Annotated in this window: 23 protein-coding genes; 1 reads left to right on the forward strand and 22 read right to left on the reverse strand. The window is 29.5% G+C overall.

Features of this window, described 5'->3' with window-relative positions:
- Positions 1-46 precede the first annotated feature (46 nt).
- Positions 47-1,687, reverse strand: coding sequence for a DAK2 domain-containing protein (locus TY07_RS06390; RefSeq protein WP_042396911.1), 1,641 nt, complete (start codon positions 1,685-1,687; stop codon positions 47-49).
- An 11-nt stretch (positions 1,688-1,698) separates the two neighbouring features.
- A complete protein-coding gene (locus TY07_RS06395) occupies positions 1,699-2,049 on the reverse strand; it encodes an Asp23/Gls24 family envelope stress response protein (protein ID WP_042396914.1) in 351 nt (116 codons plus the stop codon).
- Between the two features lie 219 nt (positions 2,050-2,268).
- Here TY07_RS06395 and rpmB point away from each other — a divergent pair, with 219 nt between their 5' ends.
- Entirely contained in the window at positions 2,269-2,460 is a 192-nt protein-coding gene (gene rpmB / locus TY07_RS06400) for a 50S ribosomal protein L28 (protein WP_005213497.1), read from the forward strand.
- A 312-nt stretch (positions 2,461-2,772) separates the two neighbouring features.
- On the opposite strand, the gene TY07_RS06405 is transcribed toward rpmB, so the two are convergent.
- The 20 genes from TY07_RS06405 to spoIVA form a co-directional block, all read right to left on the reverse strand.
- The gene (locus TY07_RS06405; RefSeq protein ID WP_042396919.1) at positions 2,773-3,411 is read right to left on the reverse strand and encodes a thiamine diphosphokinase; all 639 of its coding nucleotides are present in this window, start codon (positions 3,409-3,411) and stop codon (positions 2,773-2,775) included.
- Between the two features lie 2 nt (positions 3,412-3,413).
- Complete coding sequence (gene rpe, locus TY07_RS06410) at positions 3,414-4,061, reverse strand: ribulose-phosphate 3-epimerase (protein WP_042396923.1); 648 nt, start codon at positions 4,059-4,061, stop codon at positions 3,414-3,416.
- Entirely contained in the window at positions 4,061-4,924 is an 864-nt protein-coding gene (rsgA, locus tag TY07_RS06415) for a ribosome small subunit-dependent GTPase A (RefSeq protein ID WP_042396927.1), read from the reverse strand. Before rsgA ends, rpe begins: the two co-directional genes overlap by 1 nt.
- Before the next feature lie 170 nt (positions 4,925-5,094).
- Complete coding sequence (pknB, locus tag TY07_RS06420; protein ID WP_074431751.1) at positions 5,095-7,242, reverse strand: Stk1 family PASTA domain-containing Ser/Thr kinase; 2,148 nt, start codon at positions 7,240-7,242, stop codon at positions 5,095-5,097.
- A gap of 2 nt (positions 7,243-7,244) precedes the next feature.
- A complete protein-coding gene (locus TY07_RS06425) occupies positions 7,245-7,961 on the reverse strand; it encodes a Stp1/IreP family PP2C-type Ser/Thr phosphatase (RefSeq protein ID WP_042396928.1) in 717 nt (238 codons plus the stop codon).
- A 16-nt stretch (positions 7,962-7,977) separates the two neighbouring features.
- On the reverse strand, positions 7,978-9,009 hold the full coding sequence (gene rlmN / locus TY07_RS06430; protein ID WP_042396932.1) for a dual-specificity RNA methyltransferase RlmN: 1,032 nt from the start codon (positions 9,007-9,009) through the stop codon (positions 7,978-7,980).
- 45 nt (positions 9,010-9,054) lie between these two features.
- On the reverse strand, positions 9,055-10,368 hold the full coding sequence (gene rsmB / locus TY07_RS06435; protein WP_042396936.1) for a 16S rRNA (cytosine(967)-C(5))-methyltransferase RsmB: 1,314 nt from the start codon (positions 10,366-10,368) through the stop codon (positions 9,055-9,057).
- A 10-nt stretch (positions 10,369-10,378) separates the two neighbouring features.
- A complete protein-coding gene (locus TY07_RS06440) occupies positions 10,379-11,074 on the reverse strand; it encodes a zinc metallopeptidase (protein WP_042396938.1) in 696 nt (231 codons plus the stop codon).
- A 17-nt stretch (positions 11,075-11,091) separates the two neighbouring features.
- Complete coding sequence (fmt, locus tag TY07_RS06445) at positions 11,092-12,018, reverse strand: methionyl-tRNA formyltransferase (protein ID WP_042396941.1); 927 nt, start codon at positions 12,016-12,018, stop codon at positions 11,092-11,094.
- 11 nt (positions 12,019-12,029) lie between these two features.
- Positions 12,030-12,473, reverse strand: a complete 444-nt coding sequence (gene def, locus TY07_RS06450) for a peptide deformylase (protein WP_042396944.1) — start codon at positions 12,471-12,473, stop codon at positions 12,030-12,032.
- A gap of 12 nt (positions 12,474-12,485) precedes the next feature.
- Positions 12,486-14,693 (reverse strand): primosomal protein N', encoded by a 2,208-nt coding sequence (gene priA / locus TY07_RS06455; RefSeq protein ID WP_042396947.1) that lies wholly within the window; start codon positions 14,691-14,693, stop codon positions 12,486-12,488.
- Positions 14,694-14,779: 86 nt separating this feature from the next.
- Positions 14,780-15,967: a bifunctional phosphopantothenoylcysteine decarboxylase/phosphopantothenate--cysteine ligase CoaBC gene (gene coaBC / locus TY07_RS06460; protein ID WP_042396949.1), complete on the reverse strand. Its 1,188-nt coding sequence runs from the start codon at positions 15,965-15,967 to the stop codon at positions 14,780-14,782.
- Positions 15,968-15,969: 2 nt separating this feature from the next.
- Positions 15,970-16,188: a DNA-directed RNA polymerase subunit omega gene (gene rpoZ, locus TY07_RS06465; protein ID WP_042396952.1), complete on the reverse strand. Its 219-nt coding sequence runs from the start codon at positions 16,186-16,188 to the stop codon at positions 15,970-15,972.
- Positions 16,169-16,801, reverse strand: coding sequence for a guanylate kinase (gene gmk, locus TY07_RS06470; RefSeq protein WP_042396957.1), 633 nt, complete (start codon positions 16,799-16,801; stop codon positions 16,169-16,171). Before gmk ends, rpoZ begins: the two co-directional genes overlap by 20 nt.
- Positions 16,801-17,070: an extracellular matrix/biofilm regulator RemA gene (gene remA, locus TY07_RS06475; RefSeq protein WP_042396960.1), complete on the reverse strand. Its 270-nt coding sequence runs from the start codon at positions 17,068-17,070 to the stop codon at positions 16,801-16,803. The genes gmk and remA overlap by 1 nt, the downstream gene beginning before the upstream one ends.
- A gap of 13 nt (positions 17,071-17,083) precedes the next feature.
- A complete protein-coding gene (locus TY07_RS06480) occupies positions 17,084-17,965 on the reverse strand; it encodes a YicC/YloC family endoribonuclease (protein WP_042396963.1) in 882 nt (293 codons plus the stop codon).
- Positions 17,966-18,238: 273 nt separating this feature from the next.
- The gene (locus TY07_RS06485) at positions 18,239-19,603 is read right to left on the reverse strand and encodes an NCS2 family permease (protein ID WP_042396967.1); all 1,365 of its coding nucleotides are present in this window, start codon (positions 19,601-19,603) and stop codon (positions 18,239-18,241) included.
- A gap of 269 nt (positions 19,604-19,872) precedes the next feature.
- Positions 19,873-20,841, reverse strand: coding sequence for an asparaginase (locus tag TY07_RS06490; protein WP_042396970.1), 969 nt, complete (start codon positions 20,839-20,841; stop codon positions 19,873-19,875).
- Positions 20,842-21,234: 393 nt separating this feature from the next.
- Positions 21,235-21,639 carry a PBECR3 domain-containing polyvalent protein gene (locus TY07_RS06495; protein ID WP_042396974.1) on the reverse strand — a complete coding sequence of 135 codons (405 nt, stop codon included), beginning with the start codon at positions 21,637-21,639 and terminating at the stop codon, positions 21,235-21,237.
- Positions 21,640-21,826: 187 nt separating this feature from the next.
- Entirely contained in the window at positions 21,827-23,305 is a 1,479-nt protein-coding gene (gene spoIVA / locus TY07_RS06500; protein WP_042396977.1) for a stage IV sporulation protein A, read from the reverse strand.
- Positions 23,306-23,333 lie beyond the last annotated feature (28 nt).

Raw genomic sequence — 23,333 nt, forward strand, 5'->3', positions numbered from 1 at the left:
TAAAAAAATAAAGTACAAGAAGATAATCTTCCTGTACTTTAAATAATTATTCTACAGCCATTATGAAGTAATATAAAGGTTGATCTCCTTTGTAGAATTGTACATCACAATCTTCATATTTTTCTTCTAATTTTTCTGTGAATTCTTCTATTTTACTTTCATCTACATCTTTACCATAGAAAATAGTTATAAGTTCACTATCTTCATCAACCATAGATTCAAGAACTTCTTCTGCTACTTCAAAGTAATCATTACCAACCTTATTGATCTTACCTTCAACAAGTCCTAACATATTACCTTCTTTGATTTCAATACCATCCATTTCAGTATCTCTAACAGCATAAGTAACAGAGCCTGTCTTAACAAGTTCTAATGCTTCCATTAATGCAGCTTCATTTTCATCTACTTCATGTTCAGCATTGAACATTGTAATACAAGTTATTCCTTGTGGAATACTCTTAGTTGGTATAACTCTTACGTCCTTTTCAGAGATTTCAGAAGCTTGAGTAGCTGCCATAATTATATTTTTATTATTAGGTAAAATAAATATGTGATCTGCATTTAACTTTGAAATACATTCCATCATATCTTGAGTAGATGGGTTCATTGTTTGACCACCCTCAATAACATAGTCAACTCCTAAATCTTTTAACACATGAGTTATTCCTTCACCCATAGCTACTGAAATAAATGCATATTTCTTCTTTTCTGCTGCAACTTCAGCTTCAACTTGCTTTGCAGCTTCTTGTTCTTCTTTAGAAGTTAAAAGTTCTCTATGCTCTTCTCTCATGTTATCTATTTTAATCTTAGATAATTCACCAACAGTTACAGCTTTAGATAAAACTAATCCTGGATCATTTGTATGGATATGTACCTTGATAACATCATCATATCCAACTACGATCATAGAATCTCCTAATGGTTCTATTTCATCTTGGAATGCTTTTGCCTTTGAAGCATCTCCTAATATTATAAATTCTGTACAATAACCGAACTTTATGTCTATTTCTTCAGTTCCTTGTGCATTTGTTCCTGTTGAACCATTAGCCACTATATCTTTTATTTCAGCCTTTATATCGTCTTTTAATGCATCATGCATACCTTGTAATATGATATATAATCCCATACCACCTGAGTCAACAACTTTAGCTTTTTTAAGAGCTGGTAAAAGATCTGGAGTTCTGTCAAGCATTACTTTTGCTTCTTTAACCACTTCATTTAAAAGTTCAACTATATCAGTTTTATCACTTTTTATAGCACCTTCTGAGGCTGCTCTTATAACAGAAAGTATAGTACCTTCTGTTGGCTTCATAACAGCCTTATAAGCAGCCTTACTTCCTTCAACAAAAGCATTAGCTAACTCAGCACTATCTACACTTGTTTTACCTTCTAATCCCTTAGAAATACCTCTAAGTATTTGAGATAAGATAACCCCTGAGTTTCCTCTTGCTCCCATTAAAGCACCCTTAGCTAACTTTTTAGAAGTTTCACCAATAGATTCTGAGTTTAAGTTTTCAATTTCTTTAACTGCAGCTTTAAATGTCATTGACATATTTGTTCCAGTATCACCATCTGGTACTGGGAATACATTTAAAGCATTAACAAAGTCACTTTCCTCTAACAATCTATTACTAGCATTAACAACCATATTATAAAAATCATGGCCGTTTATTCTATCATATTTCATCCTGTTCCCTCCTAGACTCTAACCGCTTGAACATTAACCGTAACTGAAGCAACCTTTAGTCCAGTATAATTTTCAACACTATAACGTACCTTTTGAATAATATTATTAGCTATTACAGAAATTTTAGTTCCGTATTCAACCATTATAGATAATTCAATTACTAATTTATCTTCATCGTTAAAATTTAATTTAACACCTTTACTTAAATTCTCAATTCTCATTAACTCCCATAAGCCTTCTGTAGCATTCTTAGATACCATACCAACAACACCATAACATTCCATTGTTGATAATCCTACTATTTTTGCTAATACTTCTTCAGAGTAATGTATACTTCCAAGGTCATTTGAATATCCTACCATACAAAATCCTCCTTTTTATCTTTCCATATAAAACATTGTATATTAGTTACCATATTAATTCAAGAGAATTTATCCTTTTCATTCTTCATTTACCGTCATTTTATAATTTTTTTTAATATTTTTTTTAAATAGCCTTGCTTTTTTTATATAACTTATGTTAAAATCAATTTTGTCCTATTGAAGAGAAATTATCTTCATATAACAAGGAGGTGTTTTCAAGTGGCAAGAAGATGCGAAGTTTGTAATAAAGGTGTAGTATCTGGAACTCAATACTCACACTCACATCGTCAATCTAAGAGAACTTGGGCTCCTAACATAAAGAGAGTAAAGGCTTTAGTTAACGGAACACCAAAAACTGTTCACGTTTGTACAAGATGTCTTAGATCTGGTAAGGTTGAAAGAGCAATATAAGTTCAAATAGAAAATGCAATTGATATAATCAATTGCATTTTTTATTTGCTTATTTTAAAACTTTTTTAAATAAAAGGCATACTATCCTTAATAACATATGTTATTTTTCTCATATGTACTTATTTTTTTCTAGTAAAAAATTTAATAATTGATGATATAAATTTAGGTAATTTAATTGCTACAATTTTCATTTTTCTCCCTCCATTCATTTACCCTTTAACTAACTTTGTGCTATTTACTCTTTATAAAATAAAAAACACCATTCCTTACTACTAATTGTATGCAGTAAAATGTGAAATGGTGCATGTTTTTTTAATCTTTTGAAAATATTATAAGTATATTTCCATTAGAAAGCTCTATTTCTATCTCATCTGAAATAAATTCATTTGAAACAGTTCGTGAATCTCCAACTTCTAAATTATATTTATTCAATTCATATTTTGCTTTCTTAATAGAAAATTCCCTTATAGTTTCATTATATGCTAAAAACGATATATATTTATACTCTTTTTCATTTTTTATGCTTGTATTAGAATTTACTAATAATATTTTATTTCTATCATCAATAATTTCTGCTCTAACATTATATTTTAAAGCCTTTAATAATAGTCCTAAATTTCCTAATGTATGATCAAATCTTTGCCCTGTAGCTCCTAAAAAGTATATCTCAGTGACTTCACTAGAAATAGCAAGCTCAAAAGCCTCTTCAGAATCAGTAAAATCCTTCTCACATTTATATTTATATTTTACAGATCCCCTTTTTTCTAAGGCTTCTATAACTTCTATATTAGAAGAATCAAAATCCCCTACTATATAATTAGGCTTTATATCTAAGTCATAAAGATAATTACACCCTTTATCAACTCCAATAATTAAATCGCAAAAATCTGCATATTGCTTTATAATTTCATCTTTTGGTTTTACACCTCCAGACATTATTAAACACTTCATTATTAGCCTCTTAATGCTTTAATATTTTCTTCTATATTTCCATTTTTAAATACAGCTGATCCAGCAACAATTACATTTGCCCCTGCTTCAACAACATCTTTAACATTATTGCTATCTATTCCGCCATCAACTTGAATTAATATATCTTCGTTATTTGCTTCAATTGCCATTTGTTTTACTTCTCTAATTTTATCTAAAGAGTAAGGAATAAAGCTTTGTCCTCCAAATCCTGGATTAACAGACATTATTAAAACCATATCTAAGCTTCCAATAATGTTTTTTAATACAACAGTAGGAGTTGCAGGATTTAATGCTACTGCAGCTTTAATCCCTTTAGATTTAATATATTGAATAGCTCTATCTAAATGTTTTTCTGATTCATAATGTAAAGTTATTATATCAGCTCCTGCTTCTATAAAATCATCTATGTACCTTTGTGGATTATTAATCATTAAATGAACATCAAAAACTTTATCTGTTTTATTTCTTATTGCTTTAATTACAGGCATACCAAATGATATATTAGGTACAAACTCTCCATCCATTACATCTATATGAATAAAGTCTGCTCCTGCATCATGAAGCTTTATTACTTCTTCTCCTAATTTTGAAAAATCTGCTGATAATATTGACGGTGCTATTTTAACCATTAATATTTCCTCCCATCCATTATTTCTTGTAGTGTTTTTATATAAAAATCATATCTAACCTTATTAATTTTCCCTTCTTCTACTGCATTTTTAACTGCACAGTTAGGCTCCTTATAATGTGAACAACCCCTAAACTTACATTTATTATTATACTCTTCAAATTCTGGGAAGCAATATTTTAAATCATCTTTCTCTATAAAAGTAACTTCTAATGTTGAAAATCCTGGTGTATCAACTATGTATCCATCTTGTACATCAATAAGCTCACTATGTCTTGTAGTATGTTTTCCTCTTCCTAGTTTATTTGAAACTTCACCAGTTTCCATATGATATTTTTCAGTCAATGTATTAATTAATGTTGATTTTCCTGCTCCAGATGGTCCACATAACACAGTTACATTACCATCTAACTTTTCTTTTAAAACTTCAACACCTAATCCCTTCTTAGCATTAATATATAATACCTCATAACCTATGGAGTTAATTTTTTCTTTTACAACTTCTCTTTCTTCATCAGATACTAAATCTACTTTGTTTAAACAAACAATGGCTTTTATATTATTATGTTCACATAATACTAAAAATCTATTTAATAAATCATAATTAATATCTGGATTCTTAATTGCAAAAACAACAAATGCTTGAGTTACATTAGCAACTGTTGGTCTAATAAGTTCAGATGTTCTTTCATGTATTTCAGAAATAACACCTTTCCCATTCTCTACTACTATTTCTACATCATCTCCAACAAGTGGTTTCATATCCCTATGTCTAAACTTTCCTCTTGCTTTACACTCTATTAGTCCATCAGCAGTTTTTACATAATAAAAGCCACCAATTCCTTTGATTATTTTTCCTTTCATAGTACCTCCAAACTTTTTACTCTTCTTAATTATAATAAACACTATTATAAAACAATTGCAATATTTTATTTAATAAAATTTAAAAAAAAAAATGAGATTACACTATGGTAATCCCACTATATATATTTTTTAGTTTAAATATTTTTAATCTGAATATTTTATTTGCACCTTTAACTTACTGAATCAGTTGCCATTCCAGTATCATAAGTACTATTTGTTGTATTATCTGTATTATCTAGATCTGTATTTGGTTTTGTGTTAGTTGGTTGATCTTCTTCCCCATCATTAACATCACTACCATTATTACCATTATTACCATTATTACCATTATTATCAGATGAAGTAATTTTTGATATTTGGATTTTAACGCTTTCACCTTTTTTTATTTTGCTATTAAATCCTTTTACAACATATGAACTCATATCTCCATCCTGAGGTGTTCCACCTGAGATAGTATACGATATTCCTGCAGCGCTTAAACTACTTACTGCTTCATCTAATCTCATTCCAACACTAATATATTGGCTAACATCTATTGAAGTTTCTGTATACTTTCCATAAGTAAGTGTAATAGCAGATCCACTTGATACTTTAGTACCTGCTTCAATAGTTTGATTTAATACTAAGCCATTTTCTGATTCATTATCTGTTTGTTGCTCTTTTAATTTTACAACTAATCCTAAACCTTCTAACTCACTCTTAGCACTATCAACATTTTGCCCTAAATAATTTGAAACTGAAACATACTTTACTTCTGGTCCTTTACTAATAGTAAGTTCTATTATTGATCCTTTCGGTACTTCAGTGCCCTTATCTGGTGATTGTCTAATTAAATATCCATATTCTACACTATCATTATATTCTTCAGTAATATTATATTTTAAACCCTTTTGGTCTAAAAAGTCCTTAATATAATTAATTTCTCTATCTCTTAAATCAGGTACAGTAATTTTTTCTAAGCCACCTGAAACCTTAACATTAATTGTATCACCTTTTTTTGCAGTTCCATCAGCTTCTGGTGACATTTCTAGTATTGTACCTTCCTCTTTATCACTCTCAACAGTTTCTATAACATTTAATTTTAACCCTAATTTTTCTAGTTCTTTTTTAGCATCTTCAGTTAGCATCCCTACAATATTAGGAATTGTTACACTTTGAACCTTAGAACCACCAATTAACCCACTTCCAAAGGTAATTCCAAGCATTAAAGCTAAAACTATAACAACTATACCTACTATAATTCCAATATTTCTATTTCTATTTCCTTTTTTTGAATTTCTCTTATCATTGAAAGAGTCTTCATCTTCATCCTCATCTTCGTCATCATAATCATTTTCAAAATCAGACTTAGTATAAAGATTATTATTAGTATTATTATTTTGTTTAGAAGCTACATTAGAAGGTTGATTATTTAATAAATCCTCACTTCTTATAGGTTCCATTATAATAGTTCTTCCATCATCATAATTATCTCTAGTACCAATATTCACACTAGGATTTTCCTTTATTTTTTGTAAATCATTTATTAATTCTCTACAATTTTGATATCTATTAACACTTTCCTTACTCATACACTTCATAATTAAATTATTTAAACTATCTGGTATGGCTGGATTCTGTTTTTTAGGTTCAATAGGCTCAGATTGAATATGTTTTAATGCTATTGTAACTGGCGATTCCCCATCAAAAGGAAGTATACCTGTTACCATTTCATATAACACAATACCTAAAGAATAAATATCTGATCTTGAGTCTACAAATGCTCCTTTAGCTTGTTCTGGTGATAAATAATGAGCAGACCCCATAATTGTAGTTGTATTTGTTATCGTTGCTGAAGTTGAGCTTTTAGCTATTCCAAAATCAGTAACCTTAACTAATCCATTCTCTGTAACCAAAATATTTTGTGGTTTAACATCTCTATGAATAATATTGTTTTTATGTGCACATTCTAATGCCTTTGCTATTTGAATTGCAATACTTATAGCTGTAGTATAATTCAGTTTTCCACTGCTAATAATTAAATCCTTCAAAGTTTTACCATTAACATATTCCATAACAAAGTAATCAATATCTTCTTCTTCTTCATGTCCAACATCTAATACATTTACAATATTAGCATCTGAGAAATTGGCTACCGCTGTAGCTTCTTTTTTAAACTTATCTGATATATCTTTGTTATTGGCAAATTCTTTTTTTAATATTTTCACGGCAACTAATCTACTTAGCTTATTATCTCTAGCTTTATAAACAATAGCCATTCCACCTTCGCCAATCTTTTCCATCAGCTCATATCTATTCCCTAATACTTCACCGATCATCTCTACACCTCTCCTCCAAATAGCAAGACCGTAATATTATCTCTTCCCCCTCGACTTTTCGCTAATAAAACCAACTTGTCACAGGCATGATTGTAGTCATTAACTTTATTTATCTCTTCCAAAATTTCTTCATTTAATACTTCATTTGATAATCCATCTGTACACAATAAATATTTATCATAAGAACTCAAATCATATTTAAATATGTCAATCTTTACTATATTGTTTGTGCCTAACGCACGTGTAATAACATTTTTCTTTGGGTGATTTCTTCCTTCTTCTTCTGTTATTGTTCCAGAATCAATTAATTCTTGAACTAAAGAATGATCCTTAGTAATTTTCACTATTGTACTATCCTTTATTCCAAAACAACTACTATCTCCAACATTAGCAATAATAATTTCTCCATTACTAATCAAAGCTGCTACTAAAGTAGTACCCATTCCTCTATACTCACTACCACTTGTTGCACTTTCATAAATTTTAGAATTAGCAAAACTTACAGCATTTTCAAGGACCGAACTTCCTTCATTCTCATAATTATCTCTAACATAAGCCTTAACAGTATCAACAGCTATTTTGCTAGCTACTTCACCAGCATTATGACCACCCATACCATCAGCTACTACATATAATCTGTATCTAGGCTCTTCAATGTATCCAGCATAATCTTCGTTTAACGACCTAACTACACCTACATCACTTTTTATACCCACCATTTTGTTCTTCGCCCCTTTATTTTTGTGTTTCTAAATAACTTCTTCTAAGTTGCCCACATGCAGCATTAATATCTGTACCCATTTCTCTTCTAACTGTTACTTCAATTCCATGTGCTTTTAATATTTCTTCAAAATCTTCAATAGTTTTTTTAGATGGTCTTTTTAATGTATTTTCCTTTATTTCATTTACTGGAATTAAATTCACGTGACCATTCATATCCTTTAAAAGCTTAGATAAAGATTTTGCATCTTCTTTACTATCATTAACTCCTGATACCAGTGAATACTCATATGTAATTCTACGGCCTGTTTTATTCATATAATACCTACAAGCATCTAATATCTCTGCTATAGTATATTTATTGGCAATAGGCATTATAACCTTTCTTTTTTCATCGCTAAATGCATGTAAAGAAATTGCCAAAGTAATGCTTAAATCTAAATCTGCTAATTCAATTATTTTTGGTACAATTCCACAAGTTGATAAAGTGATATGTCTTTGACCTATATTTAATCCATATTCTGCATTAACTAATTTTAAAAACTTCACAACATTATCAAAGTTATCAAGCGGTTCTCCACTTCCCATTAATACTACATTAGAAATTCTTTCTCCTAAGTATTTTTGTGCAACAATAATTTCTGCTAAAATTTCTCCTGCACTTAAATCCCTTATTCTACCGCCAATTGTAGAGGCGCAAAATTTGCACCCCATTCTACAACCAACTTGAGTAGATATACATATTGAATTTCCATGTTTGTATTTCATAAGTACGCATTCTATTAAATTATTATCCTTCATAGATAATAATATTTTCTTCGTATCATCTACACTAGATTCATATACTTCAACTATTTTAGGAATATCTATAATGAAGTTTTCCTTTAATTTTTCCTTTAAACTTACAGGAATATTTTTCATATCATCAAAATTCCATATATTTTTATATATCCATGAAAAAACTTGTTTTGCTCTAAAAGCACTTTCTCCATTTTCCTTCATCCAGCTTTGTAATTCTTCTAATGTGAAATCTAAAACATTATACATTTGTTCACCTACTATTTCTTACTTATCTTTGTAACTAAGAAACTATTATTTCTTACTTATTTTAGCAACAAAGAAACCATCCATATATTCATTTGGTAATATTGTTAATGAACCATCATTATTGTATATAAAGTTATCCATGTTACCTAAGAATATTTTTTCTACCTTAGCATCTTTGTACTTATTTAAGAACCATTCAATATTTTCTTGGTTTTCTTCAACATTTAAAGTACAAGTTGAATAAAGCATAGTTCCTCCTGTTTTTAAATAAGTCCAAGCATTTTCCATAATAGCTCTTTGAGTTGGAACTAAATCCTTAAGAGACTTTCTTGATTTATTCCATTTAATTTCTGGTTTCTTTCTTATTATTCCAAGCCCTGAACAAGGAACATCTATTAAAACCTTATCTGCAAATGAAACATATCTAGAATCTAATTTTGTTGCATCCATTGCTTCTACTTCAACATTATCTAATCCTAATCTCTCTAAGTTTTCCTTAATTAAAGATAACTTATTTTCATGTAAATCAAAAGCGTATACTTTTCCTTCGCCTTCTAAAAGTTCAGCCATATGAGTAGTCTTTCCACCTGGAGCTGCACAAAGATCTAATGCTATATCTCCTTTTTCTAAATCTAAAAGCGGTGTTACAATCATAGCACTTTCATCTTGAACTGTTATTAATCCTTCGTTAAACAATTCATTATTTTCTATAGAACTACCACCCTTTATTATTATAGCTTCTGGACAAGCATATCCTTCTTCTACATCGTATCCCATTTCTTCAAGTCTTTCATATACTTCATCATAATCAGCTTTGCTTGTATTAACTCTTACAGTTACTTTAGGTGTAGCATTTAATCCCGCTAATATTTTTCTTCCATTTTCTTCACCATATTGTTTATAGATCATTCTAATAAACCATGGTTCATAAGAATATTGATATACTAATCTATCAATCTTATCCTTAATATCCATATCATCAGGATTCTTAGTATAACTTCTTAGTATTCCATTTACTAATTTAGAATCTTGAACTGAAATTTGTTTTGCTAATTCAACAGCTTCATTACAAGCTGCAAACTCAGGAACCTTATCTAAGAAATGCATTTGATAAATTGCCATTCTTAATATATTTAAAACTCTTTCATCCATTAATGATATATCTTTAATGTAATTTGATATTATCATATCTAATGTCTTTTTTCTTCTTATAGTTCCATAAACAAGTTCCGTTACTAAAGCTCTATCTTTTTCGTTTAAATCTACTTCATTTAATTCATTAGATAAAACTAAGTTAGAATAAGCTCCTTCAATTAAAACTCTATTAATTATGTTTAATGCTACTTCTCTACTATTCATACGTTACCTCTTAATCATTATTTCTATTGCTAATTGCAATTAATCTTATTAGTTGTAATATTGACATTAATGCTGCTGCTACATAAGTCATAGCTGCTGCACTTAAAACACTTTTAGCTCCTTTAATTTCATCACCATATAGAATATTTTTATTTTCTAGTATATTTAAAGCTCTCTTAGATGCATTAAATTCTACTGGTAATGTAACTAATTGATAAAATACGGCTACAGTGAAAAATATAATCCCTAGGTTTGTTAACATTGGGATACTAAATAATAATCCAAGCATAAAGATTATTATTGACGCTTGACTGCTAAAATTAACAGCTTTTGCTATAGATGTTCTTAATACTAAAGGTTTATATGCTTGCGCATGTTGAATTGCATGACCAACTTCATGTGCTGCTACTCCTGCTGATGCTATACTAGCCCTATGAAAAACTTCAGTAGATAATCTAATTTGCCTACTTACAGGGTCATAGTGATCAGTTAACTCACCTCTAACCTCTACAACCGGCACATCATAAAGACCTGCTGAATCAAGTATCATTCTTGCAATATTCTCGCCAGTATACCCATTTATTGTTCTTACAGACTTATACTTTTTATAAGTACTACTAACCTTCGTTTGTGCCCAAAAAGCAATTATAACTGCAGGAAGCAATAAAATCATAGTTCTATCAAAATAAAATCCAGGATACATCATACACCTCTCCTTTCATATTATACTAATTTACATCCAACCTCAATATCTTTACCATTTATATATTGCTCAATCGTAAGTGGTTTTCCATTTGGAAATTGTATTTTTTTAACTAATAATATACCTTTTCCACAAGAAACTTTCATACCTTTTTTGCTTACTTCTATTATAGTTCCTGCTTCTTTATTACTACTTTCAGCTAAAACTTCTGATTCATAAATCTTCATATTTTCATCTTTATAAGTAGTATGTGCTATAGGTCTTGGATTAAGCCCTCTAATTAAATTATGGATAGATTCTGCTGAATTATTCCAATTTATTTTACCAGTTTCTTTAGAAAGCATTTTTGCATAGCAAGTTTCTCCTTCTTGCTTTTCACCTTTAATTGAACCATCAGCTAATCCTTCAATAGTCTTTATTAAAAGTTCTCCACCTCTGTTCATTAAAATATCATGTAGTTCTCCAGATGTCATATTATCTGTAATTTCTACTTCATCTTTCAATAACATATCTCCTGTGTCTAAACCAACATCCATAAGCATTGTTGTATTACCACTCTTCTTTTCACCATTAATTATAACCCAATTTAATGGTGCTGCACCTCTATACATTGGTAATAATGAAGCATGTAAATTTATACATCCATACTTAGGTATATCTAACACTTCTTTAGTTAATATTTGGCCAAATGCTACTACTATTATAAAATCTGGCTTTAATTCCTTTAAATATTCTACTGCTTCTCTATCATCTTTCAACTTTTCAGGTTGAAACACCTTAATATCATGCTTTACAGCTACTTCTTTCACTGGAGAAAAGACCATTTTCTTTCCTCTTCCTCTTGGTCTATCTGGCTGTGTAAACACAGCTTCTACACCAAACTTTTCTATTAAAGCTTCTAATGACGGAACAGCAAAATCAGGAGTTCCCATAAATACTATTTTCATTAACTTTCCTCCTATTTTACATGATCAATATATAATATACCATCTAAATGGTCATTTTCATGAAGTATAGCTCTCGCTAATAATTCTTCTCCTTCTAAAACAAATTGTTCACCTTTTTCATTAAATGCTCTTACTTTAACATAATTAGGTCTTTCAACTTGCTTTGTTTCTCCTGGTATACTTAAGCACCCTTCGTCATCACATTGAGTACCACTAGTTTCTAAAATTTCTGGATTTATAAATACCATAACTCCATTTTCATCACCAATATCTATAACAAATATTCTTTTAAGTATACCTACTTGTGGTGCTGCTAATCCAACTCCATTTTCTTCATACATAGTGTCTACCATATCTTCAATAAGAGTAAGTTCTCTATTTGTTATTTCAACTACCTCTTTACATTTTTTTCTTAAAACATCATCACCAACAGTTCTAACTTTTCTTATTGCCATCTTTTTGTCCTCCTAGAATAAATTATTTGGATTTATATCTATACTTATTCGTATATCATTATATACGTTCTTGTTCTCATCATAAAGTAATTCTTTAATTTTTTTTGCAAAATCTGAATTAAATTCACCTTTTATAACAATTTGCCATCTATAATTATCCTTAACTTTAGAAATCATACATGGAATTGGTCCTAAAAGTTCAACATCAAATTCCTTTTCTACTAAAGGTTTAATCACATTAGATATTTTATGCATAAAATTCTTTAATAAATCCTCTTTTTTAGCTGTACCATTTATTAACAATAATTTACCAAAAGGCGGATATTTCATCATAGCTCTAATAGTAAACTCCTTATCATAAAACCCTTCATAATCATAATTTATAGCATATTGTAAACTGTAATGATCTGGAGTATAAGTTTGAATTATAACTTCTCCTTGTTTATCACCTCTACCTGCTCTCCCTGCTACTTGTGTAATTATTTGAAAAGTTCTTTCTGCTGCTCTATAATCTGGTATATTTATAGACATATCTGCAGCTAAAATACCAACTAATGTAACATTTTTAAAATCTAATCCTTTAGAAATCATTTGAGTTCCAATTAAAATATCTGCTTCACCATTTTTAAAGCTATTATAAATTCTTTCATAAGAATTTTTGTCTCTTGTAGTATCAACATCCATTCTTATTACTCTTGCATTTTTAAAGTATTTTTTTACTTCTTCTTCAACTCTTTGAGTACCTGCGCCAAAAAACTTAACATATTTACTTTTGCACTTTGGACACTCTTTAGGTTCTCTTTGCGTTTTCCCACAATAATGACATACCAATAATCCATTTTTATGATAAGTCATGGAAATATCACACTCTTCACATTTAAAAACATACCCACAGCTTCTACAAGAAACAAAGGTAGAAAATCCTCTTCTATTTAAAAACAAAATCACTTGTTCTCTTTTTTGCAACCTATCTTCAATTGCGTTAAATAACTCTCTACTAAATAATGATTTATTTCCACTTCTAAGCTCATTTCTCATATCAACAGTATTCATTGGCGGCATTGCTTTACCATCAACTCTAGAATTAAGCTCTAACAATTCAATCTCTCCAATTAATGCCCTGTAGTATGTTTCAATAGTTGGTGTTGCTGAACCTAAAATTACTTTACAATTCTTTAATTCACTTATAAATTCCGCTATTTCCTTTGTTTGATATTTTGGATTTTGTTCAGATTTATATGTATTTTCATGTTCCTCATCTATAATAATAAGCCCTAAGTTTTGTGCCGGTAAAAATATAGCGCTTCTAGCCCCCACTATAACTTTTGCTTTTCCTTCTTTGACCCTAAACCATTCATCAAATCTTTCCCCATCAGACAACTTGCTGTGAAATAAAGCAACATTTACTCCAAACCTTCCTTTAAATCTTTCAATCATTTGTGGAGTTAGTGCAATTTCTGGTACTAATATAATTGATGATTTATTTTCTAATAAAGCCTTTTCAACAAGTCTCATATAAACTTCTGTTTTACCAGAACCTGTTACACCTTTAAGTAAAAATAAATTACTACTAGAGCTATTGTACTGATTTATTACCTTTTGCTGTTCAATAGTCAATTGCTTCGCATTATCATCATTATATTTTCTATTATTATATCTAAAAACAGTTTCTTCTTCTACTGCTAAAATATCTTTTTCAATTAGTTTATTTAATTTATATTGAGAAATTGAATAATGATTTATAAGTTCACTCTTAGTATATTTTCCAGAATTATTTTTTAAAAATTCAATAATATCTTTATACCCATCTGGTTTTTGTATACTACTTAAATCTTCACTTTTTAATACTATAACCTTTTTACTTTTATTCTTTGCACCTTTCATTATACCAACAGGAATCAATAGTCTAAAAGCATCTATATATTTACATAATGTCTTTTTCCTCAAAAAATCGATAAGCTTAATATTGTCAGCATCAATTACAGGTTCTTTCACTAAAATAGTTGAGATATTTTTAGTTCTAAACTTTATGTCAACTTCTTCTTCATTTTTTACTGTTAATACAAAGCCTTCAGATGTTTTATTTCCTTTTCCAAAAGGAACCTTTACTATCTGTCCTACTTTAATATCACTTTTAAACTCTTCTGGTACTTTATATGTAAAAGGTCTATCTATTTCTAATGCTTCAGAATTTACAATTATTTCAGCATATAAATTCAACTTATCACCTTCTTACTTTAAGCTACAAAATAATATAATCACATATTTAATATTTAAAATTGAATACTATATAAAGAAAAGCGCAATTAGCGCTTTTCTAAAATCATATCAAATATATTACTTGCAACTTCTTTTTTACTCATTTTTTCAAGTTCAAGCTTTTCATCATTTTTAGATAAAATGACGACTTTATTATCTTCACTTCCAAAACCTGTATCAGAAGATGTAATATCATTTGCTACTATAAAATCTAAGTTCTTATTTTTTAGCTTTTTATTTGCATTTTCAAGTACATTATTACTTTCTGCTGCAAATCCAACTAAAATTTGATGTGTTTTTATCTCTCCTAGAGATTTTAATATGTCATTGTCTCTAGTTAAACAAAGATTAAGGTCACCATCACCCTTTTTAATCTTTTCTTCACTGTATTCTTTTGGTTTATAATCAGCAACAGCTGCTGATTTAATAACTATATCTGCCCATTCAAAATACTGTAAAATTTCATTTTTCATTTCTTCATTAGTTTTTATGTTAATTATTTTTACGTCTTTAGGCGGATTTAAATTTGTAGGACCTGATACTAAAACAACTTCTGCTCCTCTTTCTCTTGCTTCTTGAGCAATCGCATATCCCATCTTTCCAGTTGATCTATTTGTAATATATCTTACTGGGTCAATAGGTGCAATAGTTGGACCAGCACTAATCAGTACTTTCTTTCCTAACAAATCCTGCTCTTTTTCTTCTAGTTCTTCTAATACTCTTTCAACTATTGTATTAACATCTGCTAATTTACCAATTCCAACATCACCACAAGCTAATCTACCACTAGCTGGCTCAATAAATTTATAGCCAAAATCCTTCAATTTAGAAATATTATTTTGAACTATTTTATTTTCATACATATTTGTATTCATAGCTGGTGCTATAAGAACCTTAGCCTTTGTTGCCATTATAGTTGTTGATAACATATCATCTGCAATTCCATTAGAAATCTTACCAATAATATTTGCAGTTGCAGGAGCAACTAACATTAAATCAGCCTTTTGTGCTAATGATATGTGTTGTATTTCCCATGCTTTAGGTTCTGCAAACATATCAGTAACAACCATATTTTGACTTATAGATTGAAATGTTAATGGATTTACAAACTTTGATGCACTTTCAGTCATTATTACATGAACTTCAATATCTTTTTTTCTTAAAGCACTAATTACATCTAATGCTTTATATACTGCAATTCCTCCAGTAACGCCAATAACAACACATTTACTCATAACTATTTATTTCCTTCATCACATTTATGATAAGAAATTTCACCTTCATTTACTTCATTTATTGCTAATGTTAATGGTTTCTTTGAAGAAACTGAAGTTAATGGTTTAGCACCATCTATTATTTGTCTTGCTCTTCTTGATGTCACTATAACTAGTGAATATCTGTCTTCTACCTTTTTTAGTAAGTCCACCACTGATGGATTAATCATAGAGTTGTTCATGAATTAAGCCCTCCTTAGAATCTAATATTGTATCTTTTATTCTATCTACTCTACATTTTTCTGCGGCAATTATTCCTTCTATTTTTGTAACTGCCGTATCAACTTCATCATTAACTACTGCATAATTATATTTAGAAACATAGTTTATTTCTTGATATGCATTTTTAAATCTTGTCATTAATGATTCTTCAGTTTCACTTCCTCTTTTTATTATTCTATGCTTTAATTCTTCCATAGATGGAGGAAGTATAAAAATAAATACTCCTTCACTAAAGTTTTCTTTTACCTTTAGTGCACCTTGAATATCTATTTCTAATATTACATTTTTACCTTCTGCTAACATTTCCTCAACTTTAAACTTTGGAGTTCCATACATGTTACCATGAACATTAGCATACTCTAAAAAGTCATTTTTTTCCACTCTTGCAATAAAGTCTTCTTTAGTAAGGAAGTGATAATTTACACCATCAACTTCGCCTGCTCTTGGACTTCTTGTAGTTGCTGAAACAGAAATAAATAAATCATCTCTTTTTTCTAAAAGCGCCTTACAAATGGTTCCCTTTCCAGCACCTGATGGACCGGAAATTACAATCAATAGTCCTCTATTATGCATTATTCATCAACCTCATCTACAGCTTCATCTTTAACTACTAATCTATGTGCAACAGTTTCAGGTTGAACTGCTGATAAAATAACATGATCACTATCAGTAATTATAACAGCTCTTGTTCTTCTTCCATAAGTAGCATCAATAAGCATGCCTCTATCTCTAGCTTCTTGGATTATTCTCTTAATCGGCGCTGATTCTGGACTAACTATTGCAACTAATCTATTAGCTGATACAATGTTACCAAAACCAATATTAATTAATTTTATTCCCATTCTTCTCCTCCTACTATTCTATGTTCTGCACTTGTTCTCTAATTTTTTCAAGTATATTTTTTATATCAATAACTATATTAGTCATTTGGATATCGCTAGATTTTGAACCAATTGTATTAGTTTCTCTATTCATTTCTTGAACAATAAAGTCAAGCTTTCTTCCAATAGGTTCGTTTAACTTTAAGGTTTCTCTTACTTGATTAATATGGCTTTTTAATCTTATTATTTCTTCATCAACAGTTGCCTTATCTGCTAATATACAAACTTCAGTAGCTACTCTATTTTCATCTACTTCAACTGCTCCTAATAATTCCTTTAATCTATCTTCTAGTTTTTGTTTAAATGCTTTTGGAATACTGTCTGCAAATTCTTCAACCTTTACTACTAATTCTTCAATTTGCTTAACTTTAACTAATATATCTTCTTTTAATTTATTACCTTCAACTTCTCTCATACCAATCATCATATCTAATGAAGCACTTATTAAAGGCTTTAGTTCTTCCCACATTTCATCAACTTTATCTTCTTCTTCAACCATAGTAATTACTTCAGGGAATCGTGCAATTTGCATTACTGATATATCATTTTTAACATCTAAGTTATTTTCAATTTCCTTAAGACATTTTAAATATTCTTGAGCTAAATTAATATCTAATTTAGGAATTCCACTACCTTCGTTATAACTTTTTAAGTTAATAAATACATCAACTTTTCCTCTACTAAGAGAATTGCTAATCATTTTTCTAATTTCTTCTTCTAAAGAAATTATACTTTTAGGCATTCTTATATTTACATCTAAGTATCTACTATTTACACTTTTCATTTCAACAGTAAAGATTCTTTTTTTGCCTTCTTCACTACTGCTTCTACCAAAGCTAGTCATACTCCTTATCATATTATTCTCCTCACCGCTTATTATTTTTTATCTTTCAATAAAATTTTATTGCGTTCTTAATAACAAATTTAGTTTATAACCTAAGGTACTTTAGTGTCAATATTTTGTTAACAAATTGTTCACAATTATTTTTTCCAAAGAAAAAGAAGCTAGATAAATTCTAACTTCTTTTTGTTATAAAATATTAATATTTTCGTCAATTATTTAAGGAAACTCTGCTCCTAACCGTCGCTGAGTAAGTTCGAGTAGCCAAATTAAAATTTGGACTCTCACTTATAGTAATATCAACTTGAATATAAATATAATTGCTAATACGTACATTATCCAAGAAACGTTATGTTTCTCTTCTTTCTTAGAAAATATATTGTATAAGAAATTAATAATTACATATGATAATATTCCTAATGTTAAACCATCACCAATACTGTATGTTAATGGCATAGCTGCAATAGTTAAGAATGCTGGAACACCTTCTGTAATATTATCAAAGTCAATTTCTTTAACTGCTCCAAGCATTAAATAACCAACATAAATTAGTGCTGGTGCTGTTGCACAACCTGGAATAGCTATAAATATTGGAGAGAAGAACATTGCTATTAAAAACAATACTCCAGTAGTTATTGCTGTAAATCCTGTTCTTCCACCTGCTGCAACACCTGTTGAGCTTTCAACATAAGTAGTTACTGTAGAAACACCTAATAAAGATCCTGCTGTTGTACCAACTGCATCTACTAATAAGGCTTTTCCTGCATTAGGAACTTTTCCATCTTTATCAAGCATTTTTGCCTTAGAACAAACACCTACTAAAGTTCCAACTGTATCAAAGAAATCAACAAATAAGAATGTAAATATTACTGTAATAAACATCTTAATATTTTCTGGACTAAATGCATGCACTAAATCTACTTTACCTGCAATTTCACCTATTCCTTCAAACTTAAATACCCCTGTTGGTAAATAAATTCCAAGTGCAGCTGCAGCCTCAGTATTGATTAAAGCATATCCCCATGCAATTAATGATGAAATTAAAATTCCCCAAAGGATAGATCCTTTTACTTTCTTTTTATCTAAAACTGCAATTATAATTAAACCTATTACTGTAATTATTACTGCTGGTGAAAAATGTCCTAATTCAACCATTGTAGATTCATTTGCTACAACTAATCCTGCATTAACCATACCTATGAAAGCAATAAATAATCCAATACCTCCAGTTACAGCTAACTTCATATTTTTAGGAATTGCATTTACAACAGCTTCTCTTACTTTAAATAATGATAATATAATAAAAATAATACCTTCAATAAACACTGCAGATAATGCTATTTCCCACGAAACTCCCATTTGTCCAACAACAGTATATGCAAAGTATGCATTTAATCCCATTCCTGAAGCTAAAGCAAATGGTAAATTAGCAAACACACCCATAAGAATACATGCAATACCAGCTGCTAAACATGTAGAAGTTACTAATGCACCTGCTGGCATTCCCGTTGTAGATAAGATATTTGGATTAACTGCGATAATATATGCCATAGTTAAGAATGTTGTTAATCCACCGATCATTTCCTTTTTCATATCAACTTTTTTGTTTGATAAAATAGGAAGAAGTTTTTCCTTCATCGTTAAATTTTCCATTATAATTTCCCCTTATACTTTATATTTATAAAACTATTGCTAGTTTCATTTTAGTAGTCATGCTTTAACAATAAAAAAGCTACAAAGTTATAAGATATACTTTGTAGCTAAATTAACACTAATATTATTCGTATTATATTAAATTTCAAACAAACAACACTAAAACACGAATGTACAAGCTACCTTACAATTAAATTATACGGTATACTTACCTGTAAGTCAACATTTTTACGTATGTTGTTTGATTTTAATTATGTAATATTCGTAATTTAAAATTGTTTTTCAATTTCTTCCTTTTTTATATTACTATTAATTGCTAATGCAAGCTTTATTCTTGCCTTTTGTCCTGGTAAAGTATCCCCAAAGATTACACCTAAATCTTTAAGCATTTTTCCTCCACCTTCATATCCATAAGATTCATGTACTCTTCCTTCAAAGCATCTTGAAACAATAACAACCGGAATTTCCTTATCTAGTGCTTTTTTTATACCTTCAACCATTCTAGGCGGTACATTTCCTCTTCCTAAAGCTTCAATAACAATTCCACCAAAACCTTTTTCAACTACAAAATCAATTAATGTAGAGTCCATATCAGCAACACATTTAATAACGGCTACATCTTTATTTATTTCTTTCACTTCATACTTTTCAGATTTTTTAGCTTCTCTATAAAACATTACCTTATTATTATCAACTATTCCAATAGGTCCAAAATTAGGAGTTCTAAAAGCATTTAAAGCCATAGAATTTGCTTTTATTACTTCTGATGCAGAGTTTAATTCACCATTAAAACATACAAGTACTCCTCTACCCTTTGCATCTTCAGAAATAGCCGTACAAATTGACGCTGCTAAGTTAGAAGGTCCATCATACCCTAACTCTGAGCCACTTCTCATTGCTCCTGTAATTACAACAGGCTTGTCACTATTTATTGTTAAATCTAAAAGATATGCTGTTTCTTCTAATGTATCTGTACCATGTGTAATAACAACACCATCTATATCTTCTCTATTTAATAACTCTTTTGAAAATTCACTTAACTTTAACATCATCTCAAAAGTCATATGTGGTGACGGCATACTTGAAAAGCTATAAGACTCTATTTCTGCATATTCCTCTATACCTGTTACCATTGACATTATCTCTTCTCCAGTTAAACTAGGCACTGCTGCTTTAATTCTTTCATCAACCTTCATAGATATAGTTCCGCCATTAAAAATTACCGCTATTTTCTTCATTTTCATCCTCCCAACTTTTTACGCTTTAACTAATATACGTTTTATCCATTTCACCTTTTTAGTTTTAAACTACATAAAGGCTTTTTTAGTTTTAATTTTCAAGTTACAAATGACAAGTATTAAGTTACAAAAATATTTAATTCATGTAAAATTTAATAAATTATATTTCTTTTTCAAAAATTATTAATGGCCTAACCCTAAACATTCTATTTATATACTCTAACTTCAAACTCTTATCACTCTTAACTCACTAAATAATTATTGGCAGGTCGACACTTCCTGCATCTCTAGTTACTGAAATTCTCAGCGCATGAGGAGCCCTTTCTCACCTCAATAATCATTTATATACACAATTTCATATTATACATTTTCAAATTATTTATAGCAAATAAATTATTTATTTTCTTTAATATTAATTAACTTACCACTATAAACTCTATTTTCAATTTTTTTATCAGTTATAGGATACATAGTTGTTACATAGATATATTCTTTTTCTTCATCAACTTCAACTCCTAAAAGCAAATTAGTATAAACCCTCTTAATAAATTCTACAGCAGTCTGTCCCTCTCCATTTTTATAAATTCCAATATAGTCAGGGTCATCTAGAATTTTTTTCATCCAATCAAGAATGCTTGCCTTGGTTTTCCTATCTAATTGTTTTCCATGTCTTTTCATAATATGCTTTAGCACTCCTGGGGAGGCATATATCACTCCAGTAAACTCTATACCTAACTCATTAGCTATCTTTTGCCTTAAATATCCTACTCTTTTATAGGTACAAAATCTGCTCTCCATACTATCCCTCTTCACTATAATATATTAAGCATAATACTATCTGCTTAATATATTCTATTCTAGTAAATGGACAGTTTACACTAAAAAATGAAAATATTTTATATTTTTTTCTTTAATATTCGTGTTTTTACATAAAAAAATAATCTACTACTAAATTATAAATATTTAGCAGCAGATTATCCCTATGTTATAGTATTATACAAATTAAACCGCCATTACCTTCATTAATAATTTTTTGAAGTGTCTTTTGGATTTTAACTTGTACATCTTCCGGCATCTTATATAACTTATTTTGCAAGCCTTCTTTTACTAAAACTTCTAACGACTTACCAAACATATTACTTTGCCATAATGATGCTGGATCTTTTTCATATTGCTCCATAAGTGCTGTAACAAGCTCTTCACTTTCTTTTTCTGAACCCATGATTGGGCTAATTTCAGTTTTAATATCAGCCTTTATAAAGTGAAGAGATGGTGCACTTGCTTTTAATTTAACACCAAATTTTGTTCCTTGTTTTACAATTTCAGGCTCCTCAAATTTCATTTCACTTAATTGTGGCGCAACTAATCCATATCCTGTTTCTCTAACATCAACTAATGCATCCTTGATTTTATCATATTCTCTCTTTGCTATATTTAAATCTTTTACAAGCGCAATTAAATCACTTTCGCTTTCAATATCAACATCACAATTTTCACTAAGTACTTTATAAAAAATGGTTTCACTTGGCTTTAGTAGTATATTAGCTGTTCCTTCACCAAGTTTTATTTGTTTTAAATCAGATGCACTTAAATTTTCATTTTGTTTAGCATCATAAAATGCTGGTTTTATGTCCCTAATCTTATCTACACTATCACACATTCCCTTAATTATTTTAAAGAATTCTTTCTTTAACCAATGATCAGGATCTAAGCTTTCTACCCATGTTGGCATATCAATATTTATTTCCTTTACAGGGAACTCTTTAAGTACATGTTTAAAAAGTTTTTCCACATCTTTTTCAGTCATATTTGAAACATCCATAACTTGAACTTCTACATCATATTTCTTTTCAAGTTCATCCTTTAATGTATCAGTTTCTGGAGAGTTTATGTTCTTGGTATTAAGTACAATTATAAAAGGTTTATTTATAGCTTTAAGCTCTTCTACAACCCTTTCTTCAGCTTCAACGTATTCTTCTCTATCTATTCCTGTTATACTTCCATCTGTTGTAATTACAAGTCCTACAGTCGAATGATCTGTAATAACTTTTCTTGTCCCAATTTCTGCTGCATCTTCAAAAGGTATTTCATATTCATACCATGGAGTATTAACCATTTTAGGCTCTTCGTTTTCTAAATATCCTAAAGCCCCCTTAACTATATACCCCACACAATCTACTAATCTAACCTTTAATTTTACATCATCATCAATTGTAATTTCTACAGCTTCATTCGGAACGAATTTTGGCTCTGTAGTATGGATAGTTTTTCCTGAACCACTTTGTGGTAATTCATCTTTAGCTCTTTCTTTTTTATAAGTATTTTCAATCTTTGGTATAACCATAAGGTCCATAAATTTTTTGATAAATGTAGATTTCCCTGTTCTAACTGGACCTACAACACCTAAGTATATGTCCCCTTGAGTCCTTTCCGCAATATCTTTATATATATTGAAATCACCCATAAGTACACCCTCCTATTTATTTTTAACA

This window comes from Clostridium saudiense, from assembly GCF_000577815.1.
Classification (GTDB): Bacteria; Bacillota; Clostridia; order Clostridiales; family Clostridiaceae; genus Clostridium; species Clostridium saudiense.

What these genes read in the sequence shown, in the direction of transcription:
- TY07_RS06390 (WP_042396911.1), bottom strand. Translation starts at nt 1,687, where the DNA reads ATGAAATATGATAGAATAAACGGCCATGATTTTTATAATATGGTTGTT.
- TY07_RS06395 (WP_042396914.1), bottom strand. Translation starts at nt 2,049, where the DNA reads ATGGTAGGATATTCAAATGACCTTGGAAGTATACATTACTCTGAAGAA.
- TY07_RS06405 (WP_042396919.1), bottom strand. Translation starts at nt 3,411, where the DNA reads ATGAAGTGTTTAATAATGTCTGGAGGTGTAAAACCAAAAGATGAAATT.
- rpe (WP_042396923.1), bottom strand. Translation starts at nt 4,061, where the DNA reads ATGGTTAAAATAGCACCGTCAATATTATCAGCAGATTTTTCAAAATTA.
- rsgA (WP_042396927.1), bottom strand. Translation starts at nt 4,924, where the DNA reads ATGAAAGGAAAAATAATCAAAGGAATTGGTGGCTTTTATTATGTAAAA.
- pknB (WP_074431751.1), bottom strand. Translation starts at nt 7,242, where the DNA reads ATGATCGGTGAAGTATTAGGGAATAGATATGAGCTGATGGAAAAGATT.
- TY07_RS06425 (WP_042396928.1), bottom strand. Translation starts at nt 7,961, where the DNA reads ATGGTGGGTATAAAAAGTGATGTAGGTGTAGTTAGGTCGTTAAACGAA.
- rlmN (WP_042396932.1), bottom strand. Translation starts at nt 9,009, where the DNA reads ATGTATAATGTTTTAGATTTCACATTAGAAGAATTACAAAGCTGGATG.
- rsmB (WP_042396936.1), bottom strand. Translation starts at nt 10,368, where the DNA reads ATGAATAGTAGAGAAGTAGCATTAAACATAATTAATAGAGTTTTAATT.
- TY07_RS06440 (WP_042396938.1), bottom strand. Translation starts at nt 11,074, where the DNA reads ATGATGTATCCTGGATTTTATTTTGATAGAACTATGATTTTATTGCTT.
- fmt (WP_042396941.1), bottom strand. Translation starts at nt 12,018, where the DNA reads ATGAAAATAGTATTTATGGGAACTCCTGATTTTGCTGTTCCGTCATTA.
- def (WP_042396944.1), bottom strand. Translation starts at nt 12,473, where the DNA reads ATGGCAATAAGAAAAGTTAGAACTGTTGGTGATGATGTTTTAAGAAAA.
- coaBC (WP_042396949.1), bottom strand. Translation starts at nt 15,967, where the DNA reads ATGAGTAAATGTGTTGTTATTGGCGTTACTGGAGGAATTGCAGTATAT.
- rpoZ (WP_042396952.1), bottom strand. Translation starts at nt 16,188, where the DNA reads ATGAACAACTCTATGATTAATCCATCAGTGGTGGACTTACTAAAAAAG.
- gmk (WP_042396957.1), bottom strand. Translation starts at nt 16,801, where the DNA reads ATGCATAATAGAGGACTATTGATTGTAATTTCCGGTCCATCAGGTGCT.
- remA (WP_042396960.1), bottom strand. Translation starts at nt 17,070, where the DNA reads ATGGGAATAAAATTAATTAATATTGGTTTTGGTAACATTGTATCAGCT.
- TY07_RS06480 (WP_042396963.1), bottom strand. Translation starts at nt 17,965, where the DNA reads ATGATAAGGAGTATGACTAGCTTTGGTAGAAGCAGTAGTGAAGAAGGC.
- TY07_RS06485 (WP_042396967.1), bottom strand. Translation starts at nt 19,603, where the DNA reads ATGGAAAATTTAACGATGAAGGAAAAACTTCTTCCTATTTTATCAAAC.
- TY07_RS06490 (WP_042396970.1), bottom strand. Translation starts at nt 20,841, where the DNA reads ATGAAGAAAATAGCGGTAATTTTTAATGGCGGAACTATATCTATGAAG.
- TY07_RS06495 (WP_042396974.1), bottom strand. Translation starts at nt 21,639, where the DNA reads ATGGAGAGCAGATTTTGTACCTATAAAAGAGTAGGATATTTAAGGCAA.
- spoIVA (WP_042396977.1), bottom strand. Translation starts at nt 23,305, where the DNA reads ATGGGTGATTTCAATATATATAAAGATATTGCGGAAAGGACTCAAGGG.